The 21,251-nt window shown below is 51.8% G+C and carries 22 protein-coding genes and 1 tRNA gene; 10 read left to right on the top strand and 13 right to left on the bottom strand.

Annotated elements, in window-relative coordinates; translation table 11 throughout:
• Nucleotides 1-53 precede the first annotated feature (53 nt).
• The 5 genes from AB8846_RS06935 (at nucleotide 54) to AB8846_RS06915 (ending at nucleotide 6,543) form a co-directional block, all read left to right on the top strand.
• Nucleotides 54-1,694, top strand: a complete 1,641-nt coding sequence (locus AB8846_RS06935) for an ATP-binding protein (RefSeq protein WP_370732371.1) — start codon at nucleotides 54-56, stop codon at nucleotides 1,692-1,694.
• Nucleotides 1,678-2,373: a response regulator gene (locus AB8846_RS06930; RefSeq protein WP_370732370.1), complete on the top strand. Its 696-nt coding sequence runs from the start codon at nucleotides 1,678-1,680 to the stop codon at nucleotides 2,371-2,373. The genes AB8846_RS06935 and AB8846_RS06930 overlap by 17 nt, the downstream gene beginning before the upstream one ends.
• A 168-nt stretch (nucleotides 2,374-2,541) precedes the next feature.
• Nucleotides 2,542-3,630, top strand: a complete 1,089-nt coding sequence (locus tag AB8846_RS06925; protein WP_063144675.1) for an ABC transporter substrate-binding protein — start codon at nucleotides 2,542-2,544, stop codon at nucleotides 3,628-3,630.
• A gap of 80 nt (nucleotides 3,631-3,710) precedes the next feature.
• Complete coding sequence (locus AB8846_RS06920) at nucleotides 3,711-5,480, top strand: iron ABC transporter permease (RefSeq protein WP_047646297.1); 1,770 nt, start codon at nucleotides 3,711-3,713, stop codon at nucleotides 5,478-5,480.
• Entirely contained in the window at nucleotides 5,473-6,543 is a 1,071-nt protein-coding gene (locus AB8846_RS06915) for an ABC transporter ATP-binding protein (RefSeq protein ID WP_370732368.1), read from the top strand. Before AB8846_RS06920 ends, AB8846_RS06915 begins: the two co-directional genes overlap by 8 nt.
• Nucleotides 6,544-6,686: 143 nt before the next feature.
• Here the strand turns inward: AB8846_RS06915 and hxlB are convergent, their stop codons facing one another.
• The 7 genes from hxlB to AB8846_RS06880 form a co-directional block, all read right to left on the bottom strand.
• Entirely contained in the window at nucleotides 6,687-7,247 is a 561-nt protein-coding gene (gene hxlB / locus AB8846_RS06910; RefSeq protein ID WP_370732367.1) for a 6-phospho-3-hexuloisomerase, read from the bottom strand.
• Nucleotides 7,248-7,261: 14 nt separating this feature from the next.
• Entirely contained in the window at nucleotides 7,262-8,014 is a 753-nt protein-coding gene (locus tag AB8846_RS06905) for an SDR family NAD(P)-dependent oxidoreductase (protein ID WP_331411323.1), read from the bottom strand.
• A 122-nt stretch (nucleotides 8,015-8,136) separates the two neighbouring features.
• Complete coding sequence (rpe, locus tag AB8846_RS06900) at nucleotides 8,137-8,781, bottom strand: ribulose-phosphate 3-epimerase (RefSeq protein WP_370732366.1); 645 nt, start codon at nucleotides 8,779-8,781, stop codon at nucleotides 8,137-8,139.
• 18 nt (nucleotides 8,782-8,799) lie between these two features.
• The gene (locus AB8846_RS06895; RefSeq protein ID WP_370732365.1) at nucleotides 8,800-10,053 is read right to left on the bottom strand and encodes a PTS transporter subunit IIC; all 1,254 of its coding nucleotides are present in this window, start codon (nucleotides 10,051-10,053) and stop codon (nucleotides 8,800-8,802) included.
• Between the two features lie 27 nt (nucleotides 10,054-10,080).
• Nucleotides 10,081-10,374, bottom strand: coding sequence for a PTS sugar transporter subunit IIB (locus AB8846_RS06890; protein WP_131633626.1), 294 nt, complete (start codon nucleotides 10,372-10,374; stop codon nucleotides 10,081-10,083).
• A gap of 21 nt (nucleotides 10,375-10,395) precedes the next feature.
• On the bottom strand, nucleotides 10,396-10,845 hold the full coding sequence (gene gatA / locus AB8846_RS06885; RefSeq protein ID WP_331411318.1) for a PTS galactitol transporter subunit IIA: 450 nt from the start codon (nucleotides 10,843-10,845) through the stop codon (nucleotides 10,396-10,398).
• Nucleotides 10,846-11,203: 358 nt separating this feature from the next.
• Complete coding sequence (locus AB8846_RS06880; protein WP_331411317.1) at nucleotides 11,204-11,959, bottom strand: DeoR/GlpR family DNA-binding transcription regulator; 756 nt, start codon at nucleotides 11,957-11,959, stop codon at nucleotides 11,204-11,206.
• A gap of 381 nt (nucleotides 11,960-12,340) precedes the next feature.
• On the opposite strand from AB8846_RS06880, the gene AB8846_RS06875 reads away from it, so the two are divergent.
• The 4 genes from AB8846_RS06875 to AB8846_RS06860 are packed head-to-tail and all read left to right on the top strand — an operon-like array spanning nucleotide 12,341 to nucleotide 15,024.
• On the top strand, nucleotides 12,341-12,877 hold the full coding sequence (locus AB8846_RS06875; protein WP_004105507.1) for an RpiB/LacA/LacB family sugar-phosphate isomerase: 537 nt from the start codon (nucleotides 12,341-12,343) through the stop codon (nucleotides 12,875-12,877).
• Between the two features lie 3 nt (nucleotides 12,878-12,880).
• Nucleotides 12,881-14,251 (top strand): PTS galactitol transporter subunit IIC, encoded by a 1,371-nt coding sequence (locus tag AB8846_RS06870; protein ID WP_370732364.1) that lies wholly within the window; start codon nucleotides 12,881-12,883, stop codon nucleotides 14,249-14,251.
• A gap of 21 nt (nucleotides 14,252-14,272) precedes the next feature.
• Complete coding sequence (locus tag AB8846_RS06865; RefSeq protein WP_131633623.1) at nucleotides 14,273-14,566, top strand: PTS sugar transporter subunit IIB; 294 nt, start codon at nucleotides 14,273-14,275, stop codon at nucleotides 14,564-14,566.
• Nucleotides 14,566-15,024 carry a PTS sugar transporter subunit IIA gene (locus AB8846_RS06860; RefSeq protein WP_004105511.1) on the top strand — a complete coding sequence of 153 codons (459 nt, stop codon included), beginning with the start codon at nucleotides 14,566-14,568 and terminating at the stop codon, nucleotides 15,022-15,024. Before AB8846_RS06865 ends, AB8846_RS06860 begins: the two co-directional genes overlap by 1 nt.
• 101 nt (nucleotides 15,025-15,125) lie before the next feature.
• Here AB8846_RS06860 and AB8846_RS06855 read toward each other — a convergent pair whose 3' ends face one another.
• The 4 genes from AB8846_RS06855 to actS all read right to left on the bottom strand — a co-directional run bounded on the left by AB8846_RS06855 (nucleotide 15,126) and on the right by actS (nucleotide 17,836).
• Complete coding sequence (locus AB8846_RS06855; protein WP_370732363.1) at nucleotides 15,126-16,091, bottom strand: sugar-binding transcriptional regulator; 966 nt, start codon at nucleotides 16,089-16,091, stop codon at nucleotides 15,126-15,128.
• 246 nt (nucleotides 16,092-16,337) lie between these two features.
• Nucleotides 16,338-16,868, bottom strand: a complete 531-nt coding sequence (locus tag AB8846_RS06850) for an AAA family ATPase (RefSeq protein ID WP_131633621.1) — start codon at nucleotides 16,866-16,868, stop codon at nucleotides 16,338-16,340.
• A 70-nt stretch (nucleotides 16,869-16,938) separates the two neighbouring features.
• Nucleotides 16,939-17,012 (bottom strand) — tRNA-Gly (locus AB8846_RS06845).
• A gap of 80 nt (nucleotides 17,013-17,092) precedes the next feature.
• The gene (actS, locus tag AB8846_RS06840; RefSeq protein WP_370732362.1) at nucleotides 17,093-17,836 is read right to left on the bottom strand and encodes an amidase activator ActS; all 744 of its coding nucleotides are present in this window, start codon (nucleotides 17,834-17,836) and stop codon (nucleotides 17,093-17,095) included.
• Between the two features lie 163 nt (nucleotides 17,837-17,999).
• Here actS and idi point away from each other — a divergent pair, with 163 nt between their 5' ends.
• Nucleotides 18,000-18,542, top strand: coding sequence for an isopentenyl-diphosphate Delta-isomerase (idi, locus tag AB8846_RS06835; RefSeq protein ID WP_331411305.1), 543 nt, complete (start codon nucleotides 18,000-18,002; stop codon nucleotides 18,540-18,542).
• A gap of 38 nt (nucleotides 18,543-18,580) precedes the next feature.
• Here idi and lysS read toward each other — a convergent pair whose 3' ends face one another.
• The gene (lysS, locus tag AB8846_RS06830; protein ID WP_023333300.1) at nucleotides 18,581-20,098 is read right to left on the bottom strand and encodes a lysine--tRNA ligase; all 1,518 of its coding nucleotides are present in this window, start codon (nucleotides 20,096-20,098) and stop codon (nucleotides 18,581-18,583) included.
• Between the two features lie 9 nt (nucleotides 20,099-20,107).
• A protein-coding gene (gene prfB, locus AB8846_RS06825; RefSeq protein WP_370732361.1) for a peptide chain release factor 2 occupies nucleotides 20,108-21,206 on the bottom strand; the annotation gives its coding sequence in 2 pieces (ribosomal slippage) (nucleotides 20,108-21,130 and nucleotides 21,132-21,206; 1,098 coding nt in all).
• Nucleotides 21,207-21,251: the final 45 nt, after the last annotated feature.

Raw genomic sequence — 21,251 nt, 5'->3', positions numbered from 1 at the left:
GCACATGTCAGGCTCCGCAAATATCTCTCTTTTACAGGGCTAGCGCAGGTTGAATGAAACGCAGACTCTCTTTTCAGGTAAAGCTGTTTTTAGCGCTGGTGTGCTTCTCCTGCCTGCTGTTAGTTCTGCTGGGAACAATCCTGTTTCATTTTATTGACCGACAGCTCCATCACGATCTCGGCCAGCGCGCCCGGGTTCAGGCCAGCCAGATCGCGCTGATGCCGGGTCTGGCGGCTATGGTTACGGCCAGAGATATCCCCGGCATCGCCCGATTAATTCAGCCCCTGCGCGCCGAAAGCGATGCCAGCTACATTGTGATTGGCGATACCGGGGAGCAGCACCTTTATCATTCGGAATCCCCGGAGCGTATTAATTTACCGATGATCGGCGGGGATAATGCGGAGGTGTTAAAGGGTAAAACCATTATTTCCGTGCGTCAGGGCGGGATTGGCGTGTCGCTTCGCAGCAAAGCTCCCATCTTCAACGCACAGCATCAGGTGATTGGCATTGTCTCGGTCGGCTATCTGACCTCGTATATTGCCAACATTAACGCCCGCATTCTCTGGCAGTCCGGGTTATACGGCGCAGGCCTTCTGCTGCTGCTGTTTATTTTCTCCTGGCTGTTTACCCGCAATCTCAAAAAACAGATGTTTCGACTGGAGCCAAAAGATATCGCTCAGCTGGTGTTGCAGCAACGCGCGCTATTAGAAGCCATGTACGAAGGGGTATTTGCCGTCAACGGCGAGAAGCAGCTGATTCTAATTAACCGCGCGGCGCGAGAAATGCTGGATATTCGGCAAAGTGAGAAAGACCTTATCGGCAAACCGCTGGAAGACATTTTGCAGACGTCGCCGGGCTTTTTATCCCAGCGCTACGCCTCGGTGAGCAGCGGGAGCCACGACCAAATTGCGGTGCTTAACCAGCGGGAGGTGATCGTCAACCGCGTAGCGATTGAGGTCGAACCGGGCGTTGAAAGCGGCTGGGTGTACAGCTTTCGCGACAAAAATGACATTAACACGCTCAGCAGCCAGCTTAGCCAAATCAAACGCTATGCGGATAACCTGCGCATCATGCGCCACGAACAGCTGAACTGGACCGCCACTCTCGTCGGGTTACTGCAGATGAAACACTATGACGAGGCGATCCGTTACATCCAGGTGCAGTCAGAAGGCGCGCAGCGCGTGCTGGATTTTGTCTCAGCCCATTTTGTCTCTCCGGCGCTGTGCGGGCTGCTGCTCGGAAAATACGTCAGCGCGCGCGAAAAAGGCATCGAGCTGCTGTTTGATCCCGCCTGCCAGCTCACACGCATGCCTGCCGCGCTGAGTGAAACGGAGCTGATGTCCATTATTGGTAATCTGCTGGATAACGCCGTGGAGGCGACCCTCAACGCGCCGGTCCACGCGCCGGTAGAACTCTACATTTCTGACCGTAACCAGGAGCTGCTGATCGAGGTGGCCGACCGGGGCTGTGGGGTGGACGATGCGATGAAGCCGCATATTTTCCGCCAGGGGTTCAGCAGCAAACCGGACAGCGAAAACGATATTGTGGGCACCGAACACGGTATTGGCCTGTTTTTGGTGGCAGGATATATCGACAAGGCCGGCGGCAGTATTGAGATTGCCGACAACACGCCGCAGGGCACTATTTTTTCCGTGTTTATTCCGAATGGGCAACAGCATGACCCGACCACTTGACGTTGTGATCGTTGAGGATGAGCCGCACCTGGCGGAGCTGCATCGCGAGTATATTGAGCAAAATTTTCATTTGCGCGTGGCGGGCATCGCCGCGTCGATTGAGCAGGCGTGCAGCCTGATTCGTCAGCATCAGCCGCGGCTTATCCTGCTGGACAACTATCTCCCGGACGGTAAAGGCGTGGAGCTCATCGATAACCCGCTGCTGAAAAGCTACGAATGCTCGGTGATCTTCATCACCGCCGCCAGCGATATGCAGACCTGCAGCCACGCCATGCGCAGCGGCGCGTTTGACTACCTGATTAAGCCCGTCTTTTTCCAGCGCCTGCACGCCTCGCTGGAGCGCTTTATGCGCTTCATCCACACCGTGCAGCAGGTGAAGGTTGTCGATCAGCATGCGCTGGATCGCCTGTTTAACCTGCCTGCTGCAGAAGCCTCCATTGCGCCGTCGACGAAGGGCATTGAGCCCCAAACGCTGGAACGGATTAAACGCCTGTTCGCCGAGCGTCCCGACAACGCAATGTCGGTTGAAGAGGTGGTGGATAACGTGGGGATCAGCAAAACCACGGGACGACGCTACCTTGAATACTGCGTGGAGAGCGGGTTAATCAGCGTCGAAATGCTGTACGGCAATATTGGTCATCCGCGAAGGTTATACCGCAAAGCGCCCGATAAACCGTAATCCAGAACCGTTCGTAGGCTAACGTTCGCGGATTTTATGGTGTTAATTGCTGAAACGACGGCGACAATCACACTTCGGAATCATCACCCGCTCCCCCCTATTGTGGGTGGAGCCCGATACGCTATGTTGACAATTAGTTCCTCAAATGTAACTAAAAGGTTAACTATAATGTCGAACACGTTCCGAATTTCTCTGCTTACCGCTACCGTACTGTTCTCTGCTTCTGCACTGTCAGCCCTGCCGCAGGGCTATCCTGCTGAGTATCAGAAAGTTGTTGATGCCGCAACGAAAGAGGGCAAGGTTGTTATTTACTCTACCACCGACATCAAAGCCGCCGGGCCGCTGATCCAGGGCTTCGAAAAAACCTACCCGGGCATTAAAGTTGAATACAACGATATGAACAGCACCGAGCTGTACAACCGTTTCATCAGCGAACAGGCCTCCGGTGGCGTGAGCGGCGACGTGGTCTGGAGCTCCTCAATGGACACCGGCCTGAAGCTCGCCACCGACTACGCCATGGAGTACAAATCTCCGGAGCAAAGCCAGCTGCCGAAATGGGCGGTCTGGAAAGATAAGGCATACGGTACTACCTATGAGCCGGTGGTCTTTATCTACAACAAGCGTCTGATCCCGGCCGGTGACGTGCCGGATTCTCACGCCGCGCTGGCGAAGCTGATTGCCAGCCAGACGGATAAATTCAAGAGCAAAGTCACCACCTACGACATCGAAAAATCGGGTCTGGGCTTTATGCTCTCGGTTCAGGATCACAACGCCGATCCTAATTACTTCAAAACCCTGGCCGACGTCGCCAAAGGCGGCTTATCGGTACAGTCGTCTACCGGCACCATGATGGAGCGCGTCTCCTCCGGTGAAAACCTGATCGGCTTCAACATCCTCGGCTCCTACGCGGAAGCGCGTGCGAAGAACGATCCGTCGCTCGGCATTTCCTATCCAAAAGATTACACCCTGGTGCTGTCGCGCGTGTCGTTCATCAGCCAGCAGGCGCAAAACGGCAACGCCGCGAAGCTGTGGCTGGACTATGTGCTGTCTGAACAAGGGCAGAACATTCTGGCCAATCAGGCAGACATTCCCTCCATTCGTAACGATATCGAAGGCAAGAATGATATCGACGGCCTGACCAAAATCCTCGGCAACGCGCTGAAGCCGATCCCGGTTGATGAAACGCTGCTGGAATACCTGCAGCCGAAAAAACGCCTGGAGTACATCAAAGAGTGGCGTACCGCCGCCGGTAAATAAGCGTCTGAGCGCGGCGCAGGCCGCCGCGCTCCCTTATCGACTGAGTTCGTTTTTCTGGGCTGCAACACCAGGGATACCCCATGAATACATTACGCAGAAAGTGGCAAAGCCTGCCGCGAGGCATCGTCGTGCTGATAACCGCCCTGGTTATCTACACGCCGCTGTCGTTTATCGTGATACAGAGCTTCCTGTCCGCCCCGTTCTTTTCGCCGTCAAAAGAGTGGAGCTTTGAATCATTTGAATTTATTTTCACCGACCCTGATTTTTATAAGGCCCTGAAAAGCGGCTTTATTCTTGCTTTCGGGCTGGTCTTTATCTCCATTCCGCTGGGCGGCGTGCTGGCGTTTCTGATGGTGCGTACCGACCTGCCCGGCCGTCGGTTGATTGAGCCGCTGATCCTGGTCCCGATTTTCGTTTCACCGATGGTGCTGGGCTTCGGCTACGTGGTGGCCGCCGGTCCGGTGGGCTTTCTCTCCCAGTGGGCTGAGGCGCTGATTGGCTTTGTGCCGTGGAATATCTACGACATGTCGAGCATTGTGGTCATTGCCGGCCTGACGCACGTCCCGCACGCCTATCTGTATATCTCGTCAGCGCTACGCAGCGTGGGCTCCGATGTGGAAGAAGCCGCGCGCACCGCGGGGGCGTCGCCCTGGCAGGTGATGACCTCCGTCAGCCTGCCGATGGTGCGCCCGTCCATTCTGTACGCCACCGTGCTGCTGTTCTTCCTGGGGCTGGAAGTGTTTGGCCTGATGCTGGTGCTCGGCGACCCGGAAGGCAACATGGTGCTGGCGACCTATCTCTATAAGCTGACGAACAAGATGGGCACCCCATCCTATAACCTGATGGCAGCGGTTGCCGTGGTGCTGATCTGCATCACCATCCCGCTGGTGATGCTCCAGCGTCGCCTGATGCGTACCGCCAACCGCTTCGTCACCATGAAGGGGAAAGCCTCGCAGGCCCGCGCGCTACCGCTGGGTAAATGGCGCTGGGTGGCTGGCGGGGTGATTGCCTTCTGGCTTACCGTCACCATCGGCGTTCCGCTGCTCGGCGTGGTATTGCGCGCGTTTATCTCCAACTGGGGCGTGGGCGTTTCGCTGTGGGACGAGCTTTCTCTGAACACCTTCCGCACCATCTGGGCGCAGCCCAACCTGCTGCGCGCCATCGTCAACTCCATGGCGATTGGCGTGATTGGCGGCGCGCTGGCCGTGGTGTGCTACCTGTTTGTCGGCATTGCCATGCACCGCAAGCCGGATAACACCACGCGTTTCCTGGACTACAGCGTGCTGGTGCCGCGCGCCGTGCCTGGCCTGCTGGCGGGTCTGGCGTTCCTGTGGGTGTTCCTGTTCCTGCCGATGTGGCTGGATAACTCGCTGAAATCCGGCTGGCTTTCCGGGTTCGCCTGGACCGACTGGATGCGCGAAAACGTCATCGTCTGGCTACGTTCGCTGCGCAGCACCATTTTCAGCGTCTGGCTGGCCTATACCGTGGTGTGGATGGCTTACGGGCTGAGGCTTATCTCTTCCACGCTGCTGCAGGTGGGGCCGGAGCTTGAAGAAGCGGCGCGCAGCACCGGGGCGACGCGCGGGCAGATCACCCGCCACGTCACCATTCCGCTCTCCCGCTACGGTCTTATCGGTTCGTGGCTGCTGATGTTCCTGATCTTTGAGCGCGAATACTCAACGGGTGTGTACCTGCTTTCACCCGGCACGGAAACCATCGGCTCGATGCTGGTTTCCCTCTGGGCCGCGGGTGCCATCGATATCGTGGCGGCGCTCTCTTTCATTAACATCCTGCTGGTCGTGGTAGGTCTGGGCATTGCCCTTCGTTTCGGAGTGAAAATACATGATTGAATTAGCGGTTGACGATCTGCACTTAACCTACGGCGACAATCCTGTTTTAAAAGGTGTCTCCATGAACCTGAAGCGTGGCGAAGTGGTCTCCCTGTTAGGCCCCTCCGGCAGCGGTAAAACCACCCTGCTGCGCGCCGTTGCGGGTCTGGAAAAACCGACGCAGGGATCGATTGTCATTGGCAACAATAAAGTTTACGACGGCACGCCGCGCAGCGAGGTCCCGGCGGAAGAGCGTAACCTGGGGCTGGTTTTCCAGTCCTATGCCCTGTGGCCGCACAAGACCGTATTCGAGAACGTGGCCTATCCGCTCAAGCTGCGTAAAGTTCCGGCCAAAGAGATCCAGCAGCGCGTGCAGGGCGTGCTGGACCAGCTGGGTCTGGGCCATCTTGGTAAACGTCACCCGCACCAGCTCTCCGGTGGGCAGCAGCAGCGCGTGGCGATTGGCCGTGCGCTGGTGTACAACCCGCCGGTGATTTTGCTGGACGAGCCGCTCTCTAACCTCGACGCCAAGCTGCGCGAAGAGGCCCGCGTGTTCCTGCGCGAGCTGATTATCAAGCTCGGGTTATCGGCACTGATGGTGACGCACGACCAGAACGAAGCGATGTCCATTTCCGATCGTATCCTGCTGCTGAACAACGGCAAAATTGAGCAACAGGGCACGCCGCAGGAGATGTACGGCTCGCCGAAAACGCTGTTTACCGCCGAGTTTATGGGCAGCAACAACCGCCTGCACGGCAAGGTCACCGAAGTACGCGACGGCAAAGCGCGTATTGAAGGGAAAGGCTGGGTGCTGTGGGGCCAGGCCGGCGAAGGGGTGCAGAGCGGTGAAGAAGCCACGGCGGTGATCCGCGTCGAGCGCGTGGCGGTGGTCGAGGGGCCAGGGGAAAATCAGCTTGAGCTGCCGCTGCTCACCAGCATGTATCTCGGCGACCGGTGGGAGTACCTGTTCCGCACGGTGGGAGATGATTTTGTCATTCGCGCGTATGGGCATGAGGTTCGGGATCCGCAGCACTGCCATCTTTCGCTGCCGGAGAAGCATGTTTGGGTGTTTCCGAAAAATTAAAAAAACGACGGGTTATTGGTCGGGTAAGGCAATGCCTTCACCCGACGTTTATCGACTAATTAGACAACCCTTGCCCGGCAGCGCTGCGCTTACCGGGCCTATCAAAACTTAAGACGTCCCGTTAAATGGACGCTTCCTGGCGATTACTCAAGGTCAGCGTGTCTCTTAAACATCGTGTCGCTGGTTTCGCCGAGCTGGGCCATCAGCTCAAGCACGATTGCGTCATAGGCGATAAAGCAGAGCTGCTCAAAAGCCGATCCCATGGGTTGGGAAAAAGCACCGTCTTCACGATCGTTGTCTTCTTTTACGGTGCCAGGCAACACAAGCGTGCTTTTGGCCAGTTTGCCGATTGTGGACTCGGCTTTCATCGTAACAAGCGCCACATCCACGCCGCAGGCTACGGCCTTCTGCGCCAGGCTCACAAGACTGCTGGTCTCACCGCTGCCGGAGCCAATAATGACCAGGTCGCCCGGTTTCGTATGAGGAGAAGAAATTTCGCCTACAACGCTTACTGAAAAACCGAGGTGGAGAAGACGGTTTGCAAAGCCGCGGATGGCGATGCCGCTACGACCCGCGCCCTGCAGAAAGATATGCCTGGCATTCTTAATCTGTGCGACAAATTGGGCTGCCTGGGCATCATCAATTTTCATCGCATTTTGCTGCAGCTCGCTCAGGATATTTAAGGTATTTTGTTGAACGCTCATGTGATTCCCTCCCTTTAAGCGATGGTACGGCCACCATCCATCAGAATGGTTTGCCCCTGGATGTACGAGTTGTCTTTATCCGCCAAAAAGATTGCCAGGTTAGCCACATCGTCAATGGTGCCAAGGCGGCGCACCGGAATTTTTTCCAGAACAGCATCAAGATCGGCCTGGGTAGGATAATTGACGCGCATCATTTCACCGGTATCAATCAGGCGTGGAGCGATAGCGTTAACATTGACACCCTTAGGCCCCAGTTCTTTTGCCAGGCCGCGAATCAATCCCTCACCGCCTGCTTTACTGGCCGGGTAACTTACACCGCCACCAGTGCCGGAAAGCGCGGAGCCAGATGAGATATAAACGATAGATCCACGGTTAGTGGTGAAGTCGTCGTAGAACGCCTTAACGGTGTTAAACAGGCCTGTAAGGTTAATTGCAATTGTTTTATTCCACTCTTCAAAAGTGATGTTATTAACCTTATTAGCAAACGCCACGCCCGCGTTTAATACCAAAATATCAATACGTCCGAAGGTTTGAAAAACCTGCTCGCGAACGTTTTCCAGAGCCTTCGGATCGGATACATCGGTTTTAACGAATAAGGATTTAACATTACCGAAAGTTAACTCTTCGGCCGTCTTTTTACCATTTCCTTCATTGTAATCGACAATGACAGTATGAGCCCCACGGTCAGCGAATTGCTTAGCAATACCTTTACCGATTCCATGTGCCCCACCGGTTACTAGCGCGACTTTACCTTCAAAATTACTCATTTCACTATACTCCTCAAAATCTCAGGAAAAAGGGGAGGACAACTCCCCTTTCAGGCAATTGGTGATTTAATTAATGCTAATAATAGCGTGCAGGGTTACTGGGTTTATTTGGTACCAAACTGCTATTGGATCGCTACCCTTAATTCCTGATAGCTTTCTCGGGGTGCATCATTAAATAATGCACCACCAACAACAATTAAATCAGCACCCGCTTCTTTTACCTTTTTAGCAATTTCAGCGTTAACGCCGCCATCAACTTCAATCTGAATATTGCGTCCGGCGACCATCTGTTTAGTGTTTCTGATCTTCTCCAGGCTTTTTTCAATAAATGTCTGGCCTGGCTGACCTGGGTTAATGGTCATAATTAAAATGTAATCAATATCATCGAGAAGATATTCAATTACGTGTTCCGGCGTCCCCGGATTGAGTACTACGCCAGCTTTGCGCCCCGCTTTTTTGATCTTCTGAATAATATAATGCACGTGTGGCGTTGATTCATAATGAACAGAAATCATTTCCGCGCCGGTTTTAATAACATCATCAACATGTCTTTCCGGATTAGCCAGCATCATATGTACATCAAATATCATTGAGCTGGCTTTTTTCATTGCCGCAATTTGATTAGGACCGAAAGCAATATTACTTACGTAAGTGCCATCCATTAAATCAACATGCAGAATTTCGGTATTTTCCGTTTCCAGAAACTGAAGTTCTTCCTGCAAACGTAATATGTTTGCACCAAATATTGATGGTAAAATTTGTGCCATTTTAGTCAACTCCGTAAATTAATGGGTAACCGTGCTCAACCAGTAGGTGAGAATCTCCCAAGGGCCGGTTAATACGAAGTCCGTACCCTGACCATTCAGGCCGACGCCAGCACCGCTCAGGAACTGAGTTGCACCGGGCGCGACATATCCCCCCAGATACATAACCACCACGCAGAACAGTAAGGTTGAGATAATCGAGCGAATAACGTTGCCGTTACTGACCATGACCGTCATGGTCGTCATGTAGATAATTGACATCAGCACGCCGATTGGGAATATCTGAATACCCGGTAAAACCAGCGCACAAAGCATTGTCAGAGGGATGGTAATAACGGTGACGGTAACCGTCGCTGGGTCGCCAAGCGCCAGGGCGCAGTCCATCCCGATATTCAGTTCCGCATCTTTACCCATCTGCTTTTGCATGATTTCTTTAGCGCTCTTACCTATCGGGTTAAGCCCTTCCATAAGGACCCCAACCACTTTTGGCAACAGCACCATGACGCCAGCCACGCCCATCGCCATTGGCACGATGGTTGTAATAGGTTGTTTGGTTAACAATCCCAGGAGACAACCGACAATCACGCCGATGATTGCGGGTTCACCGAATACACCCAGTCGCTTCTGAACGCTCTCTAAATCCACATCCAGCTTGTTTAAACCTGGAATGAAATCGATAATTTTGTTAACAACCCATGCAAATGGAAGTGTCCATCCGATGTGGATCATCGTGGTACAGGTCGTTCCCTCCAGGCCGTAGTATTTCTGCCATCTTGGCGCAATAAGATCGCCAATAAACAGCGCGGCTACGCTAAGAGCCACGGCGACACCCAGCCCAAGGAAAAAGCTGTCAAAGACGAAATACGCAAGCGCCCCCGGAACAAGGAAATGCATGTAGTTCCAGATGTCCACATTGAGAGTTTTGGTAAGCTTCAGACGAACCAGGATCAGGTTCAGGATAATGCCAATAGGAATAACCATTGCGGCAAACGGGGCAACCCACGCAGCTGCGCCAACGGCAGGCCATCCAATATCAGCCACGGTGAATCCGCTGCCAATTTTTGAGTAATACGCAATTGCTGGCTGCAGGGCTGTGTTTAGCAACCCAACAACCAGTCCCAGACCGATGAAACCGATACCGACAGTGATGCCAGATTTAATGGCAGCACCAATTTTCATTCGAAAAACCAGACCTAAAAGGAAAATAACAAGCGGCAATATTGCTGTAGCGCCCATGCTTGTAATAGTAAACATGATGCTTTTTAACATTTCCATTTAACCATCCCCCGTCTTTTTCAGACTTTAGCCTTTGGAAATTTCGCTTAACAGTTCGCCTAATTTTTGACGCAACGCGGCTTCGTTAATACCGGTAATAAAACCTGCGACGCTCATGTGCGGCTTACCAATATCGCCTTTATAATTATTCGTTGTCAGGACAACATCAGCGCTTTGCATTTCAGAGGCCAGTTCGGACATACTGCATTTATTAATCTTAACGTTGGCAATGCCGTATTCAGCACAAACCGATTTAACTTCATCAGCGGCTAGTGTGGAGGTTGCTACACCGCTTCCGCAGGCTACGAGGATAGTAATCATGGTAAAATCTCCGGGTAATTGTTATTTAATTATCGTGTTAATAAACAATGCCTGTGCTTCTTCAGCAGGAAGCTCCAGCATCTGGTGGTAAAAATCAGTTAGCTGAAGATGGTTAAACAGCGCCTTCAACAATTGCAGTTGATCTGCAGGTTGAGTAACAACCAGGTTGACAACCAGGCGAACCCATAATTTTTCATCGCCATCTGCCTGATTAACTTCAATTTCTTGTGGCAAACGGATGATATATATTGCCGGGCTGACGGCGTGCTGGCTATCGCAATGTGGAATGGCGACAGCATAGCCATCAAGTAAAATCCCGGTTGGGTAATCGGCTTCACGTTCACGCAGCGCCTGGAGGTAAGTCTCTTTGACGATCCCCTCGGCCTGATGTTTCTTGTGAATGTGCTCCAGCACTTCATCATACGTTTTGTATGCCGCCCCATCCGCGACACTGATAGAAATTGTACCCACTTTTTTCTCCTCACCTTATCAAATGCTCATGTGAGCACTTAACTAATCACATGAGCAGTTATAGCACATCGGTGATTTGCTAAAATGGGGAGCTTGCAAAAGTTATATCTTGATCACAATAAATCACATAAGCGCACAATAAGATGCGCTCATGTGAGCATTAATTGGCGAGAGACAATCCGGGAAAAACATGTAAGTTAATGATATTTATCGGATTTCATTAACTCACTTTATGCTGGAGAGACTTTTAAGATAGCGATACGCAAAATGCTCTTATGAGCAGAGCGTCAGGTTGATGTTGTTTCTGCGGGACAACGGCACATACTATGTACCGTTAATGGAGTTATTGGATTAAAAATCAGCAGGTTATTACTGTCGTATGCTTCGCAACCTCGGCAATACCGTCTTTATCAGCAATATCATTAGTGATCAGCGCGGTAATCTCAGACCAGTCGCAGATCTTAAACAAGCTGCTTCGCTGGAACTTAGTGTAATCGCCTAAGATATATTTCTTCTCGGAATGGGCAATGATCGTTCGATCAAGAAAGGCATCCGAAGAGGATGGAGTGGACGGGCCCGTCATATTGTTGAAGCCGTCGGTACCGATAAAGCAGAGATCGACGTTAATATCATTAATCATTGACACAGCCCACCCGCCAAAGACAGAAGAGCTTTTCTTCCTCAGTTCTCCGCCGAACAGAAAGACCTGGTTATCTGACTCGATCAGCACGCTGGCCACCGGGAGAGAATCGGTAAAAATTTTAAAGCCAGATTTCATGCACAACAGATTGGCCAGTTCATAGTTAGAGCTCCCTGTACCAATGATCATTGAGCTATTGGGGGGAATAAAGTCCAGCGCTTTCCTGGCTATAGCTTGTTTGAAGGTACTGTTTTCTTTTTCCCTGACCTGGAAAGGATGCTCGACAGCCCCCTGCTTTAAGGTTGCCCCTCCATGGCTTTTAACCAGCAGCCCTTTTTTTTCAAGATAAGTGAGATCTTTGCGGATGGTTTCATAAGTGACTTCATACTTTTTGGCCAAGTCGCTCACGTACACGGTACCCGCCGAAATAATCTCTTCCAGGATCAATTTTCTCCTTTCTTCAACCAGGTACATCCTTCCCCCTATAACCTTTCAGCTCAATGCAATGAAACGAATCATAGCACAGAAGATGCAAACTAAAACAAACACAAGGAGAGGACAAATAGCACTGGGTCTAGGAACCGTCGTTTCTGAGAACAACAGTAAGGATTTAATAAAAAACAATAAAATCAATAAATTAATTAAAACCCATCAATTTTCATCGCTACAGTCTGTAAATCCCCTTTTCCTGATCAACACTGAAACATTGGTTAAAATTAGCTTTTGTTTGTTTTTATTGGCTTTTAAGTTCAATCAAATCAATATGTTATAAACTTTGTGATTTAGATCTCAGTTGACAACCAATATTTACCAACCTCATACTTGGCTTAAGTTCTTTATGACAGGTTAGATGAGATGAAAACGAAAATTGCAATCGCATGTGATGATGTGGGATTTGATCGTAAGGAGGAGATTAAAAAATACCTCGAAGAAGAGAAAAATGCCGAGGTCGTGTACGATCCCGTTAAACGAAAAGAAGACGGTTTCAACAACTTCGCTCGTCTTGCGGATGAAATGGCAGGTGTTATTCAGCGGGACGAATGCCGCCTTGGTATCTACATTTGCGGAACCGGAATTGGCTTTACTTGCCAGATAAATAAGCACTGGGGGATTCGTGCTGTCGCCGTCACCAACCCGTACTCGGCCAAGCGAGCAAGACTCAGTAACAATGCGCAGGTGATTGGACTTGGCTGCAGAGTGAATGATCTTGAATACACAAAAATGATCGTTGATGCCTGGTATGACAATGCATTCGACTTTGCCACCGCGAGGGAAAATTCCAAAAAGAATCTACTGGAAGCCGAACGCAGTGACAACGCATTGCTGACGAAACCTGAAGATGTTCGATGGAATATGGGTTTCAGACCAGATGATGAGAAATCTGAGGGCTAATAAATGGAACTGATCACACAGTTTATCAATGACCTGGGTAATTTTATTTTTATACCGGTCATCTTCCTTATACTGATGAAACTTCTGGGGCGCCCCCTGTCGGAATGTATTTCATCAGCCATTAAAGTCGGCATTGGTTTTATTGCATTAACCATGACCATCAAGCTGATGCTTGAAAAAATGCAGCCAGCGGTGACGGGGCTTGCGGAGGCCACCGGCTCCTCACTGAGCGCCATTGACGTTGGCGGCGCAGCCACCGCCGTCATGGGTTTTGGCTCAAGCATGGGGGCGATTATTATCCCTCTGTGCGTCGCGGTGAATATTGCCATGCTGGTAGCCCGTCTGACGGACTGCGTAAACGTTGACGTGTTTAACCTTCATCAGAATGCCTCAATGGGTGCCATTGTTGGCGCTTACTCCGGCAGCTTCCTTTACGGCGTTCTTACGGCTGCATTGTTCCATGTCTGGGCGCTTATCGCGGCTGACCTCGGTGCCAAAAACAACGAGAAATTCTTCAACCTGCCAAAAGGCGTTGCCATCTCTCACCCGGTTGCAAATACCTATTTGCTGTTCGCTTATCCGTTTAACTGGATTTACGATCGTATTCCTGGATTCCGTAACCTGAACGTCACGGCGGAAAGCATTCAGAAACGCTTTGGTATCCTTGGCGATCCGACCATGGTTGGTTTCATTATTGGTATTCTACTTGGCTTCTGTGGTTATGGTTGGGAATCTCCGTATCACACCATTATCGCCAGCCTGCAGCTGGGTATGTACCTTGCCGCCGTGATGCTCCTGCTGCCGCGCATGACCTCAATCATGATGGAAGGTCTGGTACCACTGTCCAACGTGGCACGTAAGAAACTGGTCAAACGTTTCCCGGATCGCGAGATCACTGTCGGGATGGATACCGCGCTGATTGTTGGTCATCCTTCAGTTATCGCCCCTGCACTGCTGCTGATCCCGGTCATTGTTATCCTCGCAGTTGTCCTTCCCGGCAACCGAGTGATGCCTCTGGGGGACCTCTCGCAGTTCGTATTCTTTATTGCATGTATGGTACCTGTTTTTAATGGCAACATTATTCGTACCTGGGTGACTTCCATCATCCTGTTTGGCGGCGGCTTATACATCGCTTCCTGGATGGCTCCGGCAACAAATGAAGTATTCCAGAAATTCGGCACCAATCCCGATGCCAGCGTGATGTACTCATCGCTTAACCCGTCAGCTAACCCTTTCACCGGTCTCTTTGCTGGACTCAGCCATGTTGGCATCGCCGGCTATGCTCTCGCCGCTGTGTTGCTGTTGTCCGTAGGCTATTTACTCAAACAGAAAGCGCGCTGCCAGTTGAAAACTGAGGCAGAAAAAACGGCTTAAAACTTCAGAAGGTAATTAAAAATGAAAAAGATTTTAGTTGTATGCGGAAACGGTATTGCCTCCTCTTCCATTATGGTTTCTGTCCTGCAGGATTACCTGAAAGAACAGAACATCGAAGCGCAGGTAGATAAATCCTCTTTAATGGCCTGCACCACGGACACGTTTAACAGCTATGACCTGATTGTTTCTTCAACCAAGCTGGATAACCCAGGCATCACTACTCGTGTGATTGTGGGAGCGGGCCTGTTAACGGGTCTGGGCGAAGATGAGATTTTTGATGCTGTTAAAGAAGAAATGCTTAGTCAGGAGAAATGATGAAACTTGAGATTCTGGTAAACGATGTCGAGGGTACGATCGCTGACTGGCATGCAGCAATTGAGTTTGCAGGCCAGAAGCTGTTGGAAAAAGGCTATATCACTCCCGAGTATATTCAGGCTTGCCTGGAGCGTGAGAAGACTTATCCAACTGGTTTATTAATGGCGAACGGTCAGGGCATTGCCATCCCACATGCAGACTATACGCTGGTAAAAACTAACAGCATAAGCATTGTGCGTTTTGATAAAGGGGTCGTGTTTGGTCAGATGGAAGATGCTGACCTCACAGTGGAATGCGGCATTATGTTTAATCTCGCCTTCGCAACCAGCGATCAGCATATGTCTGTGCTGCGCCGCCTCTTTACGCTCTTCCAGGATATTTCGTTCATCGAGTCGTGCCGTAACCTTAAAACGCACGAAGTCGGGAAATATGTTGAAGAGATGCTTGTAGCCTCCTGATAAACAAAAGGCAGATATCCCTTATCTGCCTTTTTCAAATCAGGAAGGAAGCAGTGCATATATGAAACACAATGCGGCGCAAAATGAATTCAATGTGACCATTAATCCAGAAGTTTTATAGCCGTATCAAAATCAGTAATCAGCACATTCAGAAGACCTGATTTGAGAGAGGCAACTATACCTTCATATTTTTCGTCCCCCCCAGCAACCCCAATCAGTTTCTTTGTGGCCCGCAATTGTTCTGTCGTAATGCCGAACCCCAGGCGGTTCAGCGGGCTATCAAGTATTTCGCCTTTGCTATTTACCAGGGTTACGCATACATCAGCAGTAATGTCCTGACTAAGTAAAGTCTCACGCCACGCTTGAGGGAATATATCGCATAAACTGGAAGAGCCGGTTTTCCAGGCCCCAATGCCCGTAATAACGACATCCATATTTGAGTAAAACTTTTGCGTATCCTGAACAGCCTGATCGACTGCGAGTTTCTGGGCTAAACTTTCGTCATCCACCCACATGGGTACATACATCGGGTGCGCTCTTCCGTGGGAAATGGCAGCGACTTTGTGAATTAAATCAATCGGCCCCTGACTAAATTCAATGCCTGGATGAACGCCAGAAAGCTGAACCACATCCAGCACGGGTAATGTCGTCAGTTGACTCACAGTACTTGAAAGAACCCGACCCCAGGCGAGACCAAATTTCATACCCTCTTTGAGGATCTCACTCAGGTAGGTCGCCGTTATCCCTCCCAGCTTGACGTTTAGCTGTTCCTGGGAAGACCAGGACTCGGAAACGGAGAGCACAACGGCATCCTGCAATCCGTATTTTTTGCAGAGATTTTGCGCTATTTCCTCGTCCAGAGCCTGCTGTTTAGGGAAGGTAAATTTTACATACTCTTGCGCAATGGCTTCATCAATCAGGCGTGCAACTTTGAAGCGAGACAGACCGAGCTCCTCGGCGATTTCTATTTTCGTCTTCATTTCAGAGAAATAACGCTTAACAACAAGAGAGTAGATAAAACGGGGATCGTAGTTGCGCAGCTTTGGATTTTTGTTCTCTTTTGGCATAGCGGTTATCCATATATAACGAGAGGCATCACAAGTCATTTGAGCGGCATGCTCAGATGCCATACTCAAAAGAGTACACTTTTAATCGCTCATCAGATACGGGACCCTGGCGGAATTTTGTGTTTTGTGATGCAAAACGTCCTGGCAGGGTAAATTATAAAGGGTGGAAATGGTTGAGAAAGATAATCTGAAAAACCAACCACGTTTTGCAACGTAATGTTCACTCCAGCCGTTACCCGACTTACTCTATGAACTTACCGGCGTGCAGAAACCGCGCGACTTCATATGCTGCAGGATCCGCTCTACCGCCTCTTCGGCGGTCAGCATGGAAGTGTCCAGAGTCAGGCTAGCAGAACGCCAGGGTTCGTATTCACGGGTAATCACCTTTTGCCAGTCCGGCAAAATATGGCCGCTAATATCCGCAGTGCGGTTTTCAACGCGATATCGATGCTGGGTTTGGTCGGAGCAGGTAAATTCTATCTCCAGAAAAGGCACGGCATTCACGGTCGCGACCTCTCTCCAGGCCTGGCGGGTAATGGCAATGGGATTGACCGAATCAGCAATCACCAGGTTACCCAGCCTGAGGTTATCCTCGGCTAGGGAGTACGCCACCAGATAGCCGGCGGGCCCCATATCCTGCGTAGTGACGGTTTTGGCGCGAATCAGCGCCTGCTCAATCGAATCAATGCGTAACCAGACTGCATCCAGCCTTGCGGCAAGCAGGCGAGCAATGGTTGATTTCCCGGTGCCAGGCAGACCGCCAAAGATCAGTAACATAGTTATCTCGTTTTGGAATGCTGAGACTGCTGATTTATTCTGGGAAAAATGAGTGTAGTAGACTTGAAACTGGAGCGGGCGAAGGGAATCGAACCCTCGTATAGAGCTTGGGAAGCTCTCGTTCTACCATTGAACTACGCCCGCTTTGAGGTGCGTAAGGCATTATAGACCTTACACACCTTCATACAAGCCTCTTCGCAACTAACCGGCGATAAAATAATCACTTAGCACTTCGGTTTGCTGCCTGCCGCAGGAAGATAACGCTGCGGATCGATGGCCGTCGCCTTATAGCGAATCTGGAAATGCAGCTTCACCGCGTCCGTGCCGGTGCTGCCCATGGTGGCAATCTTCTGCCCGGCTTTGACGTTCTGCCCGTTGTTGACCAGCATCGTGTCGTTGTGCGCATAGGCCGTGATGTAGTCTTCGCCATGCTTAATCATGATCAGGTTACCGTAGCCGCGCAGCTGGTTACCGACATACACCACCTTCCCTGCCCCGGAGGCATAAACCGGCGTACCGCGCGCAGCGGCGATATCGATACCTTTGTTCCCCCCCTCAGACAGGGAGTACGGCAGCACCACTTTGCCGCTGGCAGGCCAGACCCAGCAGCGTTGACCGACCGGCGGCCAGGACGACTGCGGCACCGCGTAAGACGGCGTCACTTTGGCGGTTTTGCCTTTCGAAGAGGATTTTTTACCCGAGGACGATCCGCCGCTAACCTTCAGCTGCTGCCCCACCTCGATGGTGTAGGGCGGCGAGAGATTGTTCAGCCGCGCCAGATCCTTCACGCTGGTCCCCGTTGCGCGCGAAATCCGGTACAGCGTATCCCCGCGCTTAACGGTATAGACCGAACCGGAATAGCTGCCCATATCCGACGATTTGCTTCCTGAACAGCCCGCCAGTAATAGCGTCAGCGTCAGGCAAAAAATGGCGGTGATGGGGTTTCTCGTCAGGCTTCCTGCAAACAAAACAGATCCTCGGTCAGCGTGAATGGCGCACTATGATAACAGCCAAAACGAATATGGGTCATGCCCTTTTCCGCTCTACGAGCCAAACCGTTCGTATAAGAATGCCGTATAATGATCCGGCTGATGGTGCTGAACCACTCGGCAATTTGGCACTGGAGCATCAATGAGTATTCAAGAACACGTTATTTTGGTAAACGACCAGGGAATGGTGATTGGCACTCAGGAAAAATATGCCGCGCACACCTTACATACCCCGCTGCATCTGGCTTTCTCTTCATGGCTTTTTAACGCAAACGGCGAATGTCTGATCACCCGACGCGCCTTAACCAAAAAAGCCTGGCCTGGCGTCTGGACCAACTCGGTCTGCGGCCACCCGCAGTCCGGCGAAGAGACGATACAGGCGATAATCCGCCGCTGCCGCTTTGAAGTGGGCGCTGAACTGACCGACATCACCGCCGTCGCCCCTGAATTTCGCTATCGGGAAGCCGACCCGTCCGGGATCGTAGAAAATGAAATTTGCCCGGTATTCGCTGCCCGCATCACCAATGACGTGACGATAAACGAAGATGAAGTGATGGACTATCAGTGGGTTGAGCTGGACGCGTTATTCCGCGCGCTGGACGCGACGCCCTGGGCCTTTAGCCCGTGGATGGTCATGGAAGCGACAACTGCCCGCGATAAACTCAAAGCCTTCGCGGCGCAATAAAAAAGCCCCTTTCGGGGCTTTTTTTACATCTTAACGCCTTATTTCACCGGGCGCATCGCCGGGAACAGGATCACGTCGCGGATGGTGTGGCTGTTGGTGAACAGCATCACCATACGGTCGATACCAATCCCCAGACCCGCCGTTGGTGGCAGGCCGTGCTCCAGCGCGGTCACGTAGTCTTCGTCGAAGAACATCGCTTCGTCGTCGCCTGCCGCTTTCGCGTCAACCTGATCCTGGAAGCGCTGCGCCTGGTCTTCCGCATCGTTCAGCTCGCTAAAGCCGTTGCCGATTTCGCGGCCGCCGATGAAGAATTCGAAACGATCGGTGATTTCCGGGTTCTCGTCATTACGACGCGCCAGCGGGGAGACTTCTGCCGGATATTCGGTGATGAAGGTCGGCTGAATCAGGTGCGCTTCCGCCACTTCTTCGAAGATCTCGGTCACGATACGGCCCAGACCCCAGCTCTTCTCAACCTTGATACCGATGCTTTCGGCAATCGCTTTCGCAGAGTCGAAGTTATCCAGATCCGCCATGTTGGTTTCAGGACGGTATTTCTTGATCGCTTCGCGCATGGTCAGTTTTTCGAACGGCTTGCCGAAGTCGAAGACTTCTTCACCGTAAGGGACCTGCGTGGTGCCCAGAATATCCTGCGCCAGGGTGCGGAACAGGGATTCGGTCAGTTCGATCAGATCTTTGTAATCCGCGTACGCCATATAGAGTTCCATCATGGTGAACTCGGGGTTATGACGAACGGAGATACCTTCGTTACGGAAGTTACGGTTGATTTCGAACACGCGGTCGAAACCACCGACCACCAGACGCTTCAGGTACAGTTCCGGCGCGATACGCAGGTACATGTCCAGGTCCAGGGCGTTGTGATGGGTGATGAACGGACGCGCAGACGCGCCGCCAGGGATCACCTGCATCATCGGGGTTTCAACTTCCATAAAGTCGCGGTTGACCATGAACTGGCGGATACCGGCCATGATCTGGGAGCGAATTTTGAAGGTCTTGCGGGAGTCATCGTTAGAGATGAGATCCAGGTAGCGCTGACGATAGCGCGCTTCCTGATCCTGCAGGCCGTGGAATTTGTCTGGCAGCGGGCGCAGGGCTTTGGTCAGCAGACGCAGCTCGGTGCAGTGGATAGACAGTTCACCGGTTTTGGTTTTGAACAGTTTACCTTTCGCACCCAGGATATCGCCCAGGTCCCACTTCTTGAACTGCTCGTTGTAGATGCCTTCCGGCAGGTCGTCACGGGAAACGTACAGCTGAATACGGCCGCCAACGTCCTGCAAGGTCACGAAGGAGGCTTTACCCATGATACGACGGGTCATCATGCGGCCTGCAACGGCCACTTCGATATTCAGCGCTTCCAGCTCTTCGTTCTCTTTAGCGTCGAAGTCAGCGTGCAGTTGGTCTGAGGTGTGGTCACGACGAAAATCGTTCGGGAACGGCACGCCCTGCTCGCGCAGCGCTGCCAGCTTCTCGCGGCGGGTTTTCAGTTCGTTGTTAAGATCGACTACCGCGTCAGCGCCCTGTGCTTGTTGTTCAGACATGTTGGTTCCTCATAACCCTGCTTTCAAACTTGCTTCGATAAATTGGTCCAGGCTGCCGTCCAGCACCGCCTGCGTGTTGCGGGTTTCAACCCCGGTACGCAGGTCTTTGATGCGGGAGTCATCAAGGACGTAAGAACGGATCTGGCTGCCCCAACCGATGTCGGACTTGTTGTCTTCCATCGCCTGTTTCTCAGCATTTTTCTTCTGCATCTCCAGCTCATAAAGCTTCGCTTTCATCTGCTTCATGGCCTGGTCTTTGTTCTTATGCTGGGAACGGTCGTTCTGGCATTGCGTTACCGTGTTGGTTGGAATGTGGGTAATACGCACCGCAGATTCCGTACGGTTAACGTGCTGACCACCCGCACCGGATGCGCGGTAAACGTCGATACGCAGGTCCGCCGGGTTAATTTCGATATCAATATCTTCGTCAACTTCCGGGTAAACAAACGCGGAGCTGAAGGAGGTATGACGGCGGCCACCGGAGTCGAACGGGCTCTTACGCACCAGGCGGTGAACGCCGGTTTCGGTACGCAGCCAGCCGTAGGCGTAATCGCCAATGATCTTGATGGTGACGGATTTCAGACCCGCGACTTCACCTTCATACTCTTCTATAATTTCGGTTTTGAAGCCGCGCGCTTCTGCCCAACGCAGGTACATACGCGTCAGCATGCTGGCCCAGTCCTGCGCTTCGGTGCCGCCAGAACCGGCCTGAATATCGAGATAGCAGTCAGCGCTGTCGTATTCGCCGGAGAACATACGGCGGAACTCAAGCTGCGCCAGCTTCTCTTCCAGCACGTCGAGTTCTGCCACGGCTTCGTTAAAGGTTTCTTCGTCGTCGGCTTCGACGGCCAGCTCCAGCAAACCGGAAACATCTTCCAGCCCCTGGGCCATTTGATCCAGCGTATCTACGATAGCTTCGAGAGAGGAACGCTCTTTACCCAGCGCCTGTGCGCGTTCAGGTTCGTTCCAGACGTCCGGCTGTTCCAGCTCGGCGTTTACTTCTTCAAGACGCTCTTTCTTGGCATCGTAGTCAAAGATACCCCCTAAGAACGTCAGAGCGCTCCGTGAGGTCCTGAATACGGTTTTTTACCGGATTAATTTCAAACATGGTCTGTTTTCTTTTATGGACTTGTCAAAATGCGGTGATAAGAGC

The sequence above is a fragment of the Enterobacter sp. KB-221C9 genome (assembly GCF_041320715.1).
GTDB classification, from domain to species: Bacteria; Pseudomonadota; Gammaproteobacteria; order Enterobacterales; family Enterobacteriaceae; genus Enterobacter; species Enterobacter asburiae_D.
This window is presented reverse-complemented; position numbering and strand designations above follow the sequence as displayed.